Source organism: Kitasatospora sp. NPDC059747 (genome assembly GCF_042732955.1).
GTDB lineage: Bacteria > Actinomycetota > Actinomycetes > Streptomycetales > Streptomycetaceae > Kitasatospora.
Genome location: NZ_JBHWGV010000010.1, coordinates 40,057 through 52,649 on the forward strand (window position 1 = coordinate 40,057; position 12,593 = coordinate 52,649).

Consider the following 12,593-nt stretch of genomic DNA (forward strand, 5'->3'; position numbering starts at 1 on the left):
GGCGGGGGCTGTCAAAAAGCATGACAACCCGACAAGCGTTTTGACAGGTCTACTTCATCAAGTGGCCAGGTCCCGCCAACCTGACGGACATCCAGCGACACGGACAAACCGGGGAATTCCACCCGCCCTTGCAGTGGGTTACCACTCGAACGATGTCCGCCGGCCTGGGCCGATGTCACACCGACCAGTCCACCGGTGGGAGATGACGGGTCGCCGGGCGAGTTTTACACGCCTGTAAAACTTTCGATACGGAGTCTTGACATCCGCTTGGCGAGGTCCCGCCACCGGTCGCGCTTGTTCGCGGTCGAGGCGTCTGCTAGCCCCGCTGACTTGCGTGTTCGCCCGACTCCGGTGCGCAGTCGGCGAGTTGGGGAATCATCGAGATTTCCCGCGATGGTCCGTACCAATGCTGCCGGAACGACTCCCGAGGGCGCAGCTGCCCCGCCTGGTGCAGCGAGCGGGGCGCCCCCGTCCGGTCATTCGGTCGGCGGCAGCGCGAACAGGTCGCGGCCCTCGGCGAATTGGGGGAGCACGATGTCCTGCAAGGGCTCGGGGTCGCCCAGGACGATCTGCTGGATCTCGCCGGCGGGCGAGAGACCGTCGGGCCGGTCGAGGACGCGGCGTCCGGGCAGCGGCCCGCACCTGCCGGCCCCCGCGTCCCGCAGCCCGGGAGCGAGGACGCCGTCGCGCTCCTGCAGCACGTCCACCGCGTCCGTCACGTCCAGGACGTGACGGTGGGCGTCCTCCTCCGTCGCGCCCGGGTACAGCTCGCGGAACGCCGCCCGGGCCGCGGCCAGGAAGCGCTCCGGATCGACGACCACGACGTCGCGGCGGGTCCGGACGCTGATCGTCATCCCGGCGACGGGCGGCCGCGGTTCCTCCTCGTCGCAGCCCCCGGAGCAGCCGCCGGAGCTGCCCCCGACCTCCGCCGCGTCAGCCACTCGTGAGCCGCCACTGCTGCGCTGCCAGACCGTCGGTGCACGCCGTCATGGTGACGGGGCTGCCCGAACCGTTTCCGGTCAGGCACCGCGCCCCGCCGTTCTCGGCGAGCGTGTACGTGCCCGCGGCGCTCGCGGGCCGGACGACCCAGGCGCTCAGGGGGTTCCACCCGGAATTCAGCGCGACGGTGGCGGTCGAACCGGGGCCCATCCCGTCCATGTTCTGGACGAGCAGGGGGCCGCTCTTGTTGCAGGCGTTGTAGTTGGTGTAGTTGCCCGCTCCGAGCGTGGCGATCCAGCCGTACGCCGAAGCTCCGCCCAGGACCGCCGGGTTGCCGGCCGACAGGTTGTCGTTCTGCAGCCCGAGCGGGAGGCCGTACCGCACGTTGACGATGGTCACCCAGTCGTTCCCGCCGCACCCGGCCGGCCTGGGATTGGTCGGCGTCGAGGCCGATCCGCCACCGGCGGGCGCACCACCGCCGGACGGCGAGCCACCGCCACCGCCCGCCGCCGCGCCGCCCGCCGCGCCACCTGGCTGGGGCTGGGGCTGGGGATTGCCGTTGTTGGCGGGCTGGTTGCCCGTGCCGCCCGCACCGCCACCGCCACCGCCCGACGGATTCGACTGGCCACCCGACGCGCCGCCACCCGACGCGCTGCCACCGGACGCACCGCCACCGGACGCGCTGCCGGTACCCCGGCCACCACCGGACGCAGCCGCGTTGCCGCCCGTACCGGCGCCTGCGCCGTTGCCGCCGCTGCCGGGCGCCGGAACGGGCGCCTGTGGCTGATTCGCCGGGTTCGGCGGCTGGTTGGGGGCGGCGGACGCACCCGGGGTGTCGGCCGGAGGCGGGGTGGCCGTCGTGGCCGCCGCGGACGGGGTCGGCGTGGTGTCCGTCCCCGTCGTGCCGGGGGCGCCCGGCGTCGCCGGGGCCGTCGCGACGGTCGGCTGCGCGCCGGGCGGCGTGTGGGCGTCCGCGCCGCCGGGGCCGCGGTCGACGAGCAGGACGGTCGCCGTGCCCATCGAGATGACGACCGGGATGATGACGGGCACCAGCATCGCGCGCCGCGACCGGCGCCGCCCCGGCTCGGTGGCTTGCTGCGGGCCCACCTTCGCCACCTCGTTCGGCGCTCCCCCGCCGGTACCGCCGCTTTCCTTCCCCGGCCGGCCGTTCTTGCCTTCGGCACCCGCCGGGCCCGCCGGGCCCCCCTCGGCCTCCTCATCGACGGCGGCGGCCGCAGCGGCTGCGGCAGCGGCGGCCCGGGCGCGCGCCACCACCTCCTCCGGGACGACGTCCGCGCCCGGGGCGCCAATCGCCGACCGGGCCGCGGCGGCCATCGCGGCCGCATCGGCGTAGCGGTCCTCGGGCTTCTTCGCGAGCGCCCTCGTCACGAGCAGGCGCACCGCGGGCGGGAACGCGGCGGGCAGCTCCGGCGCGGGCTCGCGCACGTGCTTGAGCGCCACCTCCAGCACGCTCTCGCCCTCGAACGGCGGCCGCCCGGTGAGGAGTTCGTAGCCGACCACGCCGATCGAGTACAGGTCGGAGGCCGGCGCGACCCCGCCCTTGCCCTCGGCCTGCTCGGGCGCCATGTAGAGCGCGGTGCCGATGATCGCGTGCGAGGCGGTGATCTTGGTACTGGCGACCGCGCGGGCGATGCCGAAGTCCGTGATCGTGACGTGGCCGTCGGCGCGCACCATCAGGTTCGACGGCTTGATGTCGCGGTGGACGATGCCCTGGCGGTGGGCCGCCTGCAGGGCGTCCAGCGCGGACGCGAGCAGGGCGAAGGCGCGCTCGGGGGACATCGGGCCGTCGGCGGCGAGGACCTGGTCGAGCGGGCGGCCCTCGATCAGCTCCATGACGATGTAGGCGCAGCGCTCGCCGTCGTCCCCGTCGTCGGCGGCGGCCCCGCCGGTGGCGGCTCCTTCGCCCTCCGGGCCGTCCGCACGGCCGGTGCCGCCGGAGGCGCTGCGGCCGCCCGAACCGCTCTCGCCGTAGTCGTACACGTCGACGATCCCGGGATGGTCGATCGCGGCCACCATCTGCGCCTCGCGCCGGAAGCGCCGGACGAACGTGCCGTCCTCGAACAGCGCCGAGTGCAGGATCTTGACGGCGACCTGGCGCGCCAGCACGCCGTCCTCGGCCCGCCAGACGGTGCCCATGCCCCCGCCGCCGATCCGCTCGGTGAGCGTGTAGCGCCCGCCGAGCACGGTCCCCCGTCCCGTCATCCCCTGCCCCCAGATGTCATGACCCTCCCCAGCGGGCCTTCGGGCACACAGTGTGCCAGAGGGTGCCGCGGCGCCATCACCCGCCGTACGAGCAGGTTTCCTCCGATGACAAGGGCGTTTCGCACACGCTCGGCATACCGGGGCACACGGGTTGCACCGGGAGCCACCGGGAGCCACCGGGCGTACCGGGGCGCACGCGGCGCAGCGGTCACGCCCGGCGCACCGGGCCCCTCGGTGAACCGCGTGTGCCCGCCGTCCCGGACGCGGCCGGCGCCTCCCCGGGCGTGCCACCTGAGGAACCCGTCGCCTCAGGCGCGCGCCGACTGCCGGGCGTGCTCCGCGACTTCCAGCACGGCTGCCGTCACGGCCCCGGGGTCGTCGGCGTGGATGACGTGGCCGGCGCCGCGCACGACGATGTGGGTGCCGCGGGTCGCACGCTCGGCGATGCGCGACTGCAGGATCGTCCAGCGGGTGCGCAGGACCGCCGGCAGGCCCTCGGTCGCGCTGAGGACGGCCAGCGGCACGTCGGTCGTGCGCGCGGCGGAGCGGCGGCGCCGGATCTCGGACACGGCGAGCGTCATCAGCCGGTTCTCGGCGACGGCGGTGCGCCACTGGTGGCGGCCCGGGCGGACGGCCCCGGCACCGGGAGCGACGGCCGACCGGAGCAGTCCGATCCGTACCATCGCGGCCTCGGCGGCGCGGACGGCCGGCGCGTGGAACTCCTCGTGCACCGGATCCACCAGGACCAGGCCTCCGACGAGCTCCGGCCGCTGCCAGCCGACGAGTTGGGCGAGCAGGCCGCCCCAGCCCTGTCCGGCCAGCACGCACGGGCCGTCGCCAAGGTGCTCCACCAGGGCGACCAGGTCGGCGAGTTGGGTCTCCAGGGTGAGGCCCGCGTCGAAGTCGCTCGCACCGAGCCCGGCCCGGTCGTACGCCACGACCCGTCCGAACCGGGCGAGTTCGGGCAGTACGGGCGCCCACGTGAGCGCCGGCGCGCCGCTGTCGGCGACCAGGACGACGGTCGGCCCTCCCTGGCCCGCCTCGACCCAGCGCAGCACCCGGCCGCCGAGGTCCAGTTCGCCCCGGCGGACCCCGCCGGGGACCCGCTCCGACAGGGCCGCCATCGCCGGCGGCACCGTCGCGCCGCCACCGCGCCGCGGGCGCGAGTCCGTCCGGGCGCGCGCAGCCGCCCCCACAGTCATTTCGTGCACAGTCCGGTTCCCCCCTGGAACTCTGAAACATGGTTCGTCGTGATTGGTGATGAATCGCCGCCACAGTTCTCCGTCACGGCTCTCCGTCACAGCTCGCCGCCACGGCCGGCCGTCACGGACAGCGGTCAACGGACCGCCGTCACGGATCGCCGTGACGCGCCGCCCGCCCGATCGGACCGGCCGGCGACCGGCCTGCAGTGCCGGATGCGCGGGTCGGTCCTCACCGCTCGGCGGCGCCGGGCGCCTCCCCGGCCGCCCGTACGAACGGCGGCCCCGGTGGCCCGGACGACATGTGCCGCCGGACCCGACCTTGACCGCCCGGGCACACCGTAACCCGAACACTTCGTGTCCGTCGCGTGAGTAATGCGCAAAGATAAGATGTGAACGACCCGGAACGGACATCCGTGACAAACAGCCGTAGGCTCCCGGCATGCACAGCAGCCTGACCGACCACGCGCGGTGCCTCTACGGCGACGAGTACCGGCCCGAACCGGTCGCACCCGGCCCCTGCACCGAACCGGACCACGACGAGGGCTACTTCGTCGAGTCGCTGACGTTCGCGGACGCCGACACGATCCTGGCCATGCTGCGCGAGCTCTGCCCGTACCTCTGCGACGGTTACCTGCCGGTGCGGATCCGCAACCTCGCCTACCGCCTGGTGCTCCTCCAGCGCCCGGACGAGCCGGAGCTGATGCGCGAGGCGGCCATGAGCCTGGTCCTGCACGGGCCGGACTGGGACGACATCGCGGCCGAACTGCGGCGGCGCGCCGACGCACTGGAGGAGTGCGCCGACGCGCCGGGGCCCGGAACCGCCGCCGCTGCCGCTGCCGCTGCGCCGGACGAGCGCAGCTGACGGCCCGGGCGGGAGCCGGACGAAGGTCCTATCGGGACCAGGCGCTGCCAGATGGCGTCGGACGGTGCCAGGCGGGATCAGACGGTGCCAGGAGGCGGCGTCAGGCGGCGTCAGGCAGGAAGCGTGCGCTTCAGCAGCTTGAGCAGCGCCGTCCAGTGCCGGGCGTCGGCGGCCTCGTCGTAGCGCGTGGTGTCGGCCTGCGTGTAGCCGTGCAGGGCGCCCCGGTACACCTCGGCGCGGAAGCGGACGCCGGCCTCGGCGAGCGCCTCGGCGAGGCGGGCGATCTGCTCGGGCGGCAGCGACGGGTCGTCGTCGGCGTGGCCGAAGTACAGCTCGGCGGTGATCAGGTGGGCGCCGAGGTGCGGGCTGTCCGGCGTCTCGCGCGCGAGGTTCCCGCCGTGGAAACCGGCCGCGGCGGCGACCCGGTCCGGGTGGGTGGCGGCCATGCGCAGCGCGTGCACCGCGCCCCGGCAGTAGCCGGTCAGCCCGACGGGGCCGTCCTTGACGAGCGGGGACTCGTCCAGCCAGGCCAGGTAGGCGTCGGCGTCGCGCCGGTTCACCTCGGGGGTGAGGGTGTTGAGCAGCGGGACGATCTTGTCGAAGAGGGCCGGGTCGTTGTCCGGGTCGATGACCTCGGCGTAGTCGATGACCGGCGCGCGCCCGTGCCGGTAGTAGGCGTTGGGGACGAGGACGGCGTACCCGTCCTCGGCGAGCCGGTCGGCCAGGGCCATCAGGTGGGGCCGGAGTCCGAAGGCGTCCATGTGGACGATGACGGCCGGGTGGGCCAGTGCGTCGTCGGGGTGGACGAAGTAGGCGTCGGCGACGCCGTCCGCCGTCGGGATCTCCACGGTGGTGCCGCGCACGGTCATGTGCTCGCTCTCTGTTCTGCCTGCCGGTCCGGTTGTCGCACCGGTTGTACCGTCTCTCGACGTCGGGCGGCAGGGTAGCCCGTGGGCCGGGGTTTGGCCCGCGAGTTATGCGCCTGCCCGGCCACCGGCTCCGCTTCGGCCGTCCGGGCCGCGGGTCACGGGCGGCGCACCACAGGTCGCGGATGGCGGGTAGCGCGGACGGGAACGACCGTACGACCGGGGCACGTTGAGACCGTCATGGGGATGATCGTGGGAACGGCGGCGGTGGTGGCCGCGATCGTGGGACTGCTGCTGCTCGCGGCGCTGCAGATCCGGGACGAGGCGTCGCCCCGGCGCGGCTCGAAGTCCGGTGCCGGGGGCGCTGCCGGGAGTGGGAGTGGCGGCGGGTTCGGCCTGGGCGGCGGCGTGATGGAGGAACTGCACGCGCTCTTCAGCTCCGGCAAGCAGGTGCAGATCGAGCAGCGCCGGGAGCAATTGGTGCTGCGCGACGACGAGCACGCCGGAGCGCCGCCGAACTTCGGCGTGGACCTGGAGGCGGGCGTGGCGGTACTCCCGGCCACGCCGACGCCTCCGGACGGGGACCGGCCGGCCGGTCAGGCGCCCCAGGTGCGGGAGCAGAGCACGAGCCGGTAGCCGTCCGGGTCGGATATCGTCACGCCGTGCGCGTCCCAGTAGGGGTTGTTGGACGTGACCCGGGTGCCGCCGGCGGCCTCCAGCCGGGCGACGAGTCCGTCGTCCACGGGCGCGCCGAGGTAGACGACGAACAGGTCGTCGACGGTCGGGGCCGGTTCCAGCGGGTGTTCCGGGTCGTGGGTGAGCTCGAAGTGCCAGCCTCCGCCCGGCGGGCCGACCATCAGCAGGTCGTGTTCGCCGGGGACGCGCTCGGTGGTGCGCCAGAGCACGTCGAGGCCGAGGCCGCCGACGTAGAAGCGCTCGGCCGCCACGAGGTCCCGGGAGGGGCGGGCGATCCGCACCCGCGTCGTCGCATCGATGATCATGCGGGTGAACCTAGCAGCCGACACTGACAGCCCGTCGGAGCACCGATCGGGGCACCAACCGGAGCACCAAGTCTCCCCCGGCCGCGGGCGCCGAGCCACGGACCGTCAGAGCCGCGACACCCGCTCCTCGTCGGAGGTGCGCGGACAGGTCAGGCAGGCGAGCGCGTCCGGCGCGACGGCGTAGTAAAGGCAGCAGCCTAGTCGCGTCCGGGTCGGGTGGCACTGGCCGTCGGGGGTGCGCAGACGGCGGAAGTCGGCCGCGCCGGGGAGCGGGAGCGTGCCGCCGGGCAGGACGGCCCCGGCGGCGGCGACCGCCTCGTTCTCCTCGTCGAGCATCCTGCCGAGGTACCAGATCGCGGAGGCCAGGTCGTCCGTGACCATCCCCCACAGCGCGCGGTCCCGTCGGCGGGTGGGCCCGGCGAAGGCGGCGACCAGCGGTTCGGCGTGGGCGACGACGGCGGCGCGCAGTTCGGCCCGCAGCTCGTCCTCGCCGAGCGGACCGCCGGGACGGCCGACGTGGCCGCGCGGGCGCAACGCGAGGTCCCCGGTGGGGGCGTGCAACCAGAGGTCAGCGGGGTCGACGGCCGGGACACGCCGGGCGAGGTGCCAGGGGCCCGCGATGAGCAGGCAGGCGGACCACACGTAGTGGTGCAGCAGACGTGACGCGGTGACGTGCGGCCGGGCGGCGCGGCCGTGGCGGTCGGCGGTGCGGGCCTCCTCCCCGGCCAGCGCAGCGGCCAGGGCCGACTCGTCGCAGGCCAGTTGGGCGCCGGAGTACCAGCCGTCGGCGGCGGACGGGTCGGGGACGGCCGGACCGAGTACGCGCAGGACGAGCGCGGGGCAGAGGTCGCGCAGGCGCCGGTAGTCCGCGAACAGCGCGGACGCGGGCGCCGCCGGCGGGACGGGCGGCGTCGGCAGCACAGGCGACACGGGCGACGCGGGCGGCATCGCCGACACGGGCGACGCGAGCGGCATCGCCTCCGCGGGCGCGGCCGCGGGCATGGGTGGTCCGGGGATCATCGAAACTCCCGAGCTCTGCTTCCCGAGATGGGATAAGGTGAGGCTCACCTTATAGACTTTCAAACCGCCCGTGACACACCCGCCCGAGCAGCGCCCCGCCTCACTCCACCGCACCCGCACGGCACCCGGCGCGCGACATGTCCGATTTGTCAACGGTTGACGAACTTAGGCAAAGCTAACCTAAGATGTCGACCCGTGTTGAGAACCGATCCGCCGGCTTCCGCGGCCCCCGCGACGCCCCGGCGCCCTGCGCTCCGGCAGCCCCTGCTGCTGGCCGCGGGCCTGTGCGCGCTCGTGCTGTGCGCCGCGCTGAGCCTCGCGCTCGGCTCGCGCTCCATCCCGCTGTCCACCGTGGCCGACGCCCTGACCGGCACGGCCCACGGCGGTGACGCCGACGTGGTGACGGGCCTTCGGGTCCCGCGCACCCTCATCGGGCTGGCGGTCGGGGCGGCGCTCGGCGTGGCCGGAGCCGTCGCCCAGGGCGTCACCCGCAACCCGCTGGCCTCGCCGGTCACCCTCGGCATCAACGCGGGCGCGAGCCTCGCCGTCGTCGCCGCGATCTACACCCTCGACCTCGCCCGGCCCGCCCAGTACGTCTGGTTCGCCTTGGCCGGCGCGGCCGTCGCCGCCGTCGCCGCGTACGCGATGTCCCGCCGCGGCGGCGACCTCGACCCGGTCCGGCTCGCGCTCGGCGGCACGGTGCTCACCGTCGTGCTCACCTCGTGGACCTCGGCGCTGATGCTGGCCAGTCACCGCACGCTCGACGAGGCCCGGTTCTGGCTGGCCGGCTCGATCGCCGGACGGCAGCTGGACACCCTCACCCCCGTCCTGCCCTTCCTCGCGGTCGGCCTGCTCGGCGCGTTCGCGATCTCCCCCGCGCTCAACGCGCTGGCCCTCGGCGACGAGGCGGCCCAGTCGCTCGGCGTGCCGGTGGCCCGGATCCGGGTCGCCGGCGGGCTCGCCGTCGTCCTGCTGGCGGGCGGCGCGGTCGCCGTCGCCGGACCGGTGGCGTTCATCGGACTGGCCGCCCCGCACCTCGTCCGCCCGCTCCTCGGCAACGACCACCGCTGGCTGCTGCCCGGCTGCCTGATCGCCGGTCCGCTGCTGCTGCTCGCCGCCGACGTGCTCGGGCGGCTCGTGGTCCGCCCGTCCGAGATCGAGGTCGGCATCGTCACCGCCTTCCTCGGCGCGCCGCTGCTCGCGGTGCTGGCACGGAAGGTGGCCCGGTGACCGCGATCGCCGCCGCCCCGACGGGCGCGCTCACCCGCCGCCGCGTCCGCACCGCCGCCTGGTCGGTGCTGGCCGCCGCCCTGCTCGTGCTCCTGACGGGCATCGCCCTCGGCACCGGGCAGGTCAGCATCTCCGCGTGGGACGCGCTGCGCGCCCTTCTCGGCCAGGGCACGCCCGGGGACGTCCTCGTCGTGCAGGAGTTCCGGGCGCCGCGCGTCGTGTCCGCGCTGATCGCGGGCGCCGGGCTGGCCATGGCCGGCTCGATGCTCCAGCGCCTCTTCCGCAACCCGCTGGCCTCCCCCGACACCATCGGCGTCACCGGCGGCGCCTCCTTCGGCGCGGTGCTCATGCTCGCGACCGGCGCCTCGCAGCAGCTGATCCCGCTCGCCGCACTCGGCGGCGGACTGCTCGCCGCGCTCCTCCTCGGCGGCTTCGCGTGGCGCTCCAAGATGGCCGTGACCCGTCTGGTCCTGGTCGGCCTGGCGGTCCAGCAGGGCCTCGCCGCCGCCGTGAACCTGATGATCGTACGGTTCCCGGCCGAACTCGCCTCCTCCGCGATGCAGTGGACCACCGGCTCCCTCTACGGCCGCACCTGGACCGAGGTCTCGATCGGCGGCACCGCCATCGGACTCACCGCCGCCGCCGTCGTGCTCTGCCAGCGCCGCGTGGCCGTCCTCGACCTCGGCGACGACTCCGCCGGCGGCCTCGGGCTCAACCCCGGCCGTGACCGGATGTGGCTGCTGCTGCTCACCATCACCCTCGCCTCGCTCGCCGCCGCCCTCACCGGGCCGGTCGCCTTCGTCGCCCTCGCCGTCCCGCACCTGGTCCGGCTGCTCGCCGGGCCGCCCACCCTCGGCACGCTCGGACTCACCGCCCTCACCGGCGCCGTCCTGCTGCTCGGCGCCGACCTCCTCGTGCTCCACGTGATCCCCGTCCACGGCCTGCCGGTCGGTGCCGTCACCGCCACCCTCGGCGCGCCCTGGCTCCTGGTGCTGATGATCCGCCAGGGCCGGCTTCCCCAGAGGAGCAGCTGATGACCGCCCCCGAGACGCCCCTCGCTGAGAAGACGGCCGTGGTGGAGACAGACGTGGTGGAGACAGACGTGGAGAAGACGGCCGTGGAGAGCACAGGCGCGGAGAGGACAGGCGTGGAGAGGACAAGCGTGGAGAGGACAGGCGTGGAGAGGACAGGCGTGGATGCGACCGCCGGCGGCACGAACCGCCTCGCCACCCACGGGCTCGGCCTGCGCTACGGCGACCGCGTGATCGTCGACGGGCTCGACCTCGAACTTCCCGGCGGCGCGGTCACCGCGATCGTCGGCCCGAACGCGTGCGGCAAGTCCACGCTGCTGCGCGGACTCGTCCGCCTCCTCGACCCGGCCGCCGGGACCGTCACCCTCGACGGCTCCGACATCCACCGGATGCCGTCCCGGGCCCTCGCCAAGCGGCTCGGCCTCCTGCCGCAGCAGCCGGTCACGCCCGAGGCGATCACCGTCGAGTCGCTGGTGCGGCTCGGCCGCTACCCGCACCAGCGGATGCTGAGCCCGTGGTCCAGGGCCGACCAGGCCGCCGTCGAGGACGCCCTCGCCCGCACCGGCACCGCCGAACTGCGCGACCAGCAGGTCGACCGGCTCAGCGGCGGGCAGCGCCAGCGCGCCTGGATCGCGCTCGCGCTCGCCCAGGACACCGACCTCCTGCTCCTCGACGAACCGACCACCTTCCTCGACCTGCGCCACCAGCTCGACGTCCTCGACCTCGTCGCCGACCTGCACGAGGAGGCCGGGCGGACCGTGGTCATGGTGCTGCACGACCTCGGGCAGGCCGCCCGGTACGCCGACCACCTCGTCGTTCTCAAGGACGGGCTGCTCGCGGCCGCCGGGGCACCGTCGGAGGTGCTGACGGCCGAGCTGGTGGAGGCCGTCTTCCAGGTGCCGTGCCGGGTGGTGCCCGACCCGGAGACGGGCACGCCGCTCATCGTGCCGCGGGCCCGGGAGCGCGCTCGTGCTCGTGCTCGTGCTCGTGCCTCGGCTGCGGTCTGACCTCCCTTTTCCTCTTCCTCCTCCCCTTCCGCCCTCTTCGTCCCCCGCTCTCCGCTCGACCCGATCCAAGGATTCCGATGAACCGCCGACTGCCCGCCGTCATCCTCGCCGCCACGCTCTCCACCGCGCTGCTCGCCGCCTGCGGCAGCAACGGGGACGGCGCCAAGGCGGGCGGCGACTCCGCCTCCTCGTCCGCCTCCGCCGGCACCGCCGCGGGCTTCCCGCGCAGCGTCAAGCACGCGGCCGGCACCGCCGAGATCAAGAGCCGGCCCAAGCGCGTCGTGGTCCTGGACAGCGGCGAGCTCGACGACGTCACCCTGCTCGGCATCACGCCGGTCGGCGCCGTCTCCCCGCACATGAAGACCGAGGGCGGCTTCCCGAACTACCTCAAGGACAAGATCAAGGACACCAAGGACGTCGGCCCGATGAACGAGCCGAACCTGGAGCTGATCGCCTCCCTCAAGCCCGACCTGATCCTGTCCTCCAAGGTCCGCCACGCCAAGGTCTACGACCAGCTGAACGCGATCGCGCCGACCGTCCTCGCCGAGACCACCGGCTTCCCGTGGAAGGAGAACCTCGCCCTCTACGCCCAGGCCCTCGGCAAGGAGGACGAGGCGAAGAAGGCGCTCGCCGACTACCAGGCGCGGGCCGCCAAGCTCGGCGAGGAGATCAAGGCGAAGAACGGCGGCACGATGCCGACCGCGTCCGTGGTCCGCTTCGTGGCCGGACCGACCCGCCTGTACGCGAAGGCCTCCTACAGCGGCGTCGTGCTCAAGGACGTCGGCCTGGCCCGCCCGGCCTCGCAGGACGTCGACAAGAACATCGTCGAGGTCAGCGCCGAGCAGATCAACCAGGCCGACGCGGACCTGGTGTTCGTCACGACGGCCGACGACCCGTCGAAGACCAAGGAGAGCGAGGTCCAGCAGACCCCGGTCTGGCAGGGCCTCAACGCGGTGAAGAACAACAAGGTGTTCACCGTCCCGGACGAGACCTGGATGTCCGGCATCGGCGTCCAGGCCGCCGACGCCATGCTCGTCGACATCGCCAAGGCCGCGGGCGTCGAGGCCCCGAAGTAGCCGACGGCGGCCAGCCCCGGCAGCGGGGCCGGCCGGACTGCCGGGACATCCCGGACTCCCGGACTCCCGGACTCCCGGACTCCCGGACTGCCGGACTGCCGGACTGCCGGCAGCGGGCGGGGGACGGGGGACGGCG

General features: G+C 74.3%; 12 protein-coding genes. 6 read left to right on the forward strand and 6 right to left on the reverse strand.

What is annotated here, in order from left to right; genetic code table 11:
* Window positions 1–476: 476 nt before the first annotated feature.
* The 3 genes from ACFV4G_RS06730 to ACFV4G_RS06740 all read right to left on the reverse strand — a co-directional run bounded on the left by ACFV4G_RS06730 (window position 477) and on the right by ACFV4G_RS06740 (window position 4,286).
* Window positions 477–941, reverse strand: coding sequence for a hypothetical protein (locus ACFV4G_RS06730; RefSeq protein ID WP_380437218.1), 465 nt, complete (start codon window positions 939–941; stop codon window positions 477–479).
* Window positions 934–3,162 carry a serine/threonine protein kinase gene (locus tag ACFV4G_RS06735; protein WP_380437221.1) on the reverse strand — a complete coding sequence of 743 codons (2,229 nt, stop codon included), beginning with the start codon at window positions 3,160–3,162 and terminating at the stop codon, window positions 934–936. The genes ACFV4G_RS06730 and ACFV4G_RS06735 overlap by 8 nt, the downstream gene beginning before the upstream one ends.
* Window positions 3,163–3,470: 308 nt before the next feature.
* Complete coding sequence (locus ACFV4G_RS06740; RefSeq protein WP_380437222.1) at window positions 3,471–4,286, reverse strand: alpha/beta fold hydrolase; 816 nt, start codon at window positions 4,284–4,286, stop codon at window positions 3,471–3,473.
* 517 nt (window positions 4,287–4,803) lie between these two features.
* On the opposite strand from ACFV4G_RS06740, the gene ACFV4G_RS06745 reads away from it, so the two are divergent.
* Window positions 4,804–5,226, forward strand: a complete 423-nt coding sequence (locus ACFV4G_RS06745; protein ID WP_380437224.1) for a hypothetical protein — start codon at window positions 4,804–4,806, stop codon at window positions 5,224–5,226.
* Between the two features lie 110 nt (window positions 5,227–5,336).
* On the opposite strand, the gene ACFV4G_RS06750 is transcribed toward ACFV4G_RS06745, so the two are convergent.
* Window positions 5,337–6,095 (reverse strand): dienelactone hydrolase family protein, encoded by a 759-nt coding sequence (locus ACFV4G_RS06750; protein ID WP_380437227.1) that lies wholly within the window; start codon window positions 6,093–6,095, stop codon window positions 5,337–5,339.
* Between the two features lie 243 nt (window positions 6,096–6,338).
* On the opposite strand from ACFV4G_RS06750, the gene ACFV4G_RS06755 reads away from it, so the two are divergent.
* The gene (locus ACFV4G_RS06755; protein WP_380437229.1) at window positions 6,339–6,728 is read left to right on the forward strand and encodes a DUF6191 domain-containing protein; all 390 of its coding nucleotides are present in this window, start codon (window positions 6,339–6,341) and stop codon (window positions 6,726–6,728) included.
* Here the strand turns inward: ACFV4G_RS06755 and ACFV4G_RS06760 are convergent.
* A complete protein-coding gene (locus ACFV4G_RS06760) occupies window positions 6,689–7,093 on the reverse strand; it encodes a VOC family protein (protein WP_380437231.1) in 405 nt (134 codons plus the stop codon). The two genes, ACFV4G_RS06755 and ACFV4G_RS06760, sit on opposite strands and share 40 nt — an antisense overlap.
* Window positions 7,094–7,198: 105 nt before the next feature.
* Window positions 7,199–8,095, reverse strand: coding sequence for an iron-sulfur protein (locus ACFV4G_RS06765; protein ID WP_380437233.1), 897 nt, complete (start codon window positions 8,093–8,095; stop codon window positions 7,199–7,201).
* Between the two features lie 282 nt (window positions 8,096–8,377).
* Here ACFV4G_RS06765 and ACFV4G_RS06770 point away from each other — a divergent pair, with 282 nt between their 5' ends.
* The 4 genes from ACFV4G_RS06770 (at window position 8,378) to ACFV4G_RS06785 (ending at window position 12,457) form a co-directional block, all read left to right on the forward strand.
* On the forward strand, window positions 8,378–9,343 hold the full coding sequence (locus ACFV4G_RS06770) for a FecCD family ABC transporter permease (protein ID WP_380437345.1): 966 nt from the start codon (window positions 8,378–8,380) through the stop codon (window positions 9,341–9,343).
* Complete coding sequence (locus ACFV4G_RS06775) at window positions 9,340–10,377, forward strand: FecCD family ABC transporter permease (RefSeq protein ID WP_380437235.1); 1,038 nt, start codon at window positions 9,340–9,342, stop codon at window positions 10,375–10,377. The genes ACFV4G_RS06770 and ACFV4G_RS06775 overlap by 4 nt, the downstream gene beginning before the upstream one ends.
* Before the next feature lie 158 nt (window positions 10,378–10,535).
* A complete protein-coding gene (locus ACFV4G_RS06780; RefSeq protein WP_380437237.1) occupies window positions 10,536–11,381 on the forward strand; it encodes an ABC transporter ATP-binding protein in 846 nt (281 codons plus the stop codon).
* A gap of 77 nt (window positions 11,382–11,458) precedes the next feature.
* Window positions 11,459–12,457 carry an ABC transporter substrate-binding protein gene (locus ACFV4G_RS06785; protein ID WP_380437239.1) on the forward strand — a complete coding sequence of 333 codons (999 nt, stop codon included), beginning with the start codon at window positions 11,459–11,461 and terminating at the stop codon, window positions 12,455–12,457.
* Window positions 12,458–12,593 lie beyond the last annotated feature (136 nt).

Bases quoted from the DNA above. Each gene is read 5' to 3' on its own strand.
- ACFV4G_RS06755 (WP_380437229.1), top strand. From the start codon at position 6,339: ATGATCGTGGGAACGGCGGCGGTGGTGGCCGCGATCGTGGGACTGCTG.
- ACFV4G_RS06765 (WP_380437233.1), bottom strand. From the start codon at position 8,095: ATGCCCGCGGCCGCGCCCGCGGAGGCGATGCCGCTCGCGTCGCCCGTG.
- ACFV4G_RS06735 (WP_380437221.1), bottom strand. From the start codon at position 3,162: ATGACGGGACGGGGGACCGTGCTCGGCGGGCGCTACACGCTCACCGAG.
- ACFV4G_RS06745 (WP_380437224.1), top strand. From the start codon at position 4,804: ATGCACAGCAGCCTGACCGACCACGCGCGGTGCCTCTACGGCGACGAG.
- ACFV4G_RS06750 (WP_380437227.1), bottom strand. From the start codon at position 6,095: ATGACCGTGCGCGGCACCACCGTGGAGATCCCGACGGCGGACGGCGTC.
- ACFV4G_RS06760 (WP_380437231.1), bottom strand. From the start codon at position 7,093: ATGATCATCGATGCGACGACGCGGGTGCGGATCGCCCGCCCCTCCCGG.
- ACFV4G_RS06740 (WP_380437222.1), bottom strand. From the start codon at position 4,286: ATGGCGGCCCTGTCGGAGCGGGTCCCCGGCGGGGTCCGCCGGGGCGAA.
- ACFV4G_RS06785 (WP_380437239.1), top strand. From the start codon at position 11,459: ATGAACCGCCGACTGCCCGCCGTCATCCTCGCCGCCACGCTCTCCACC.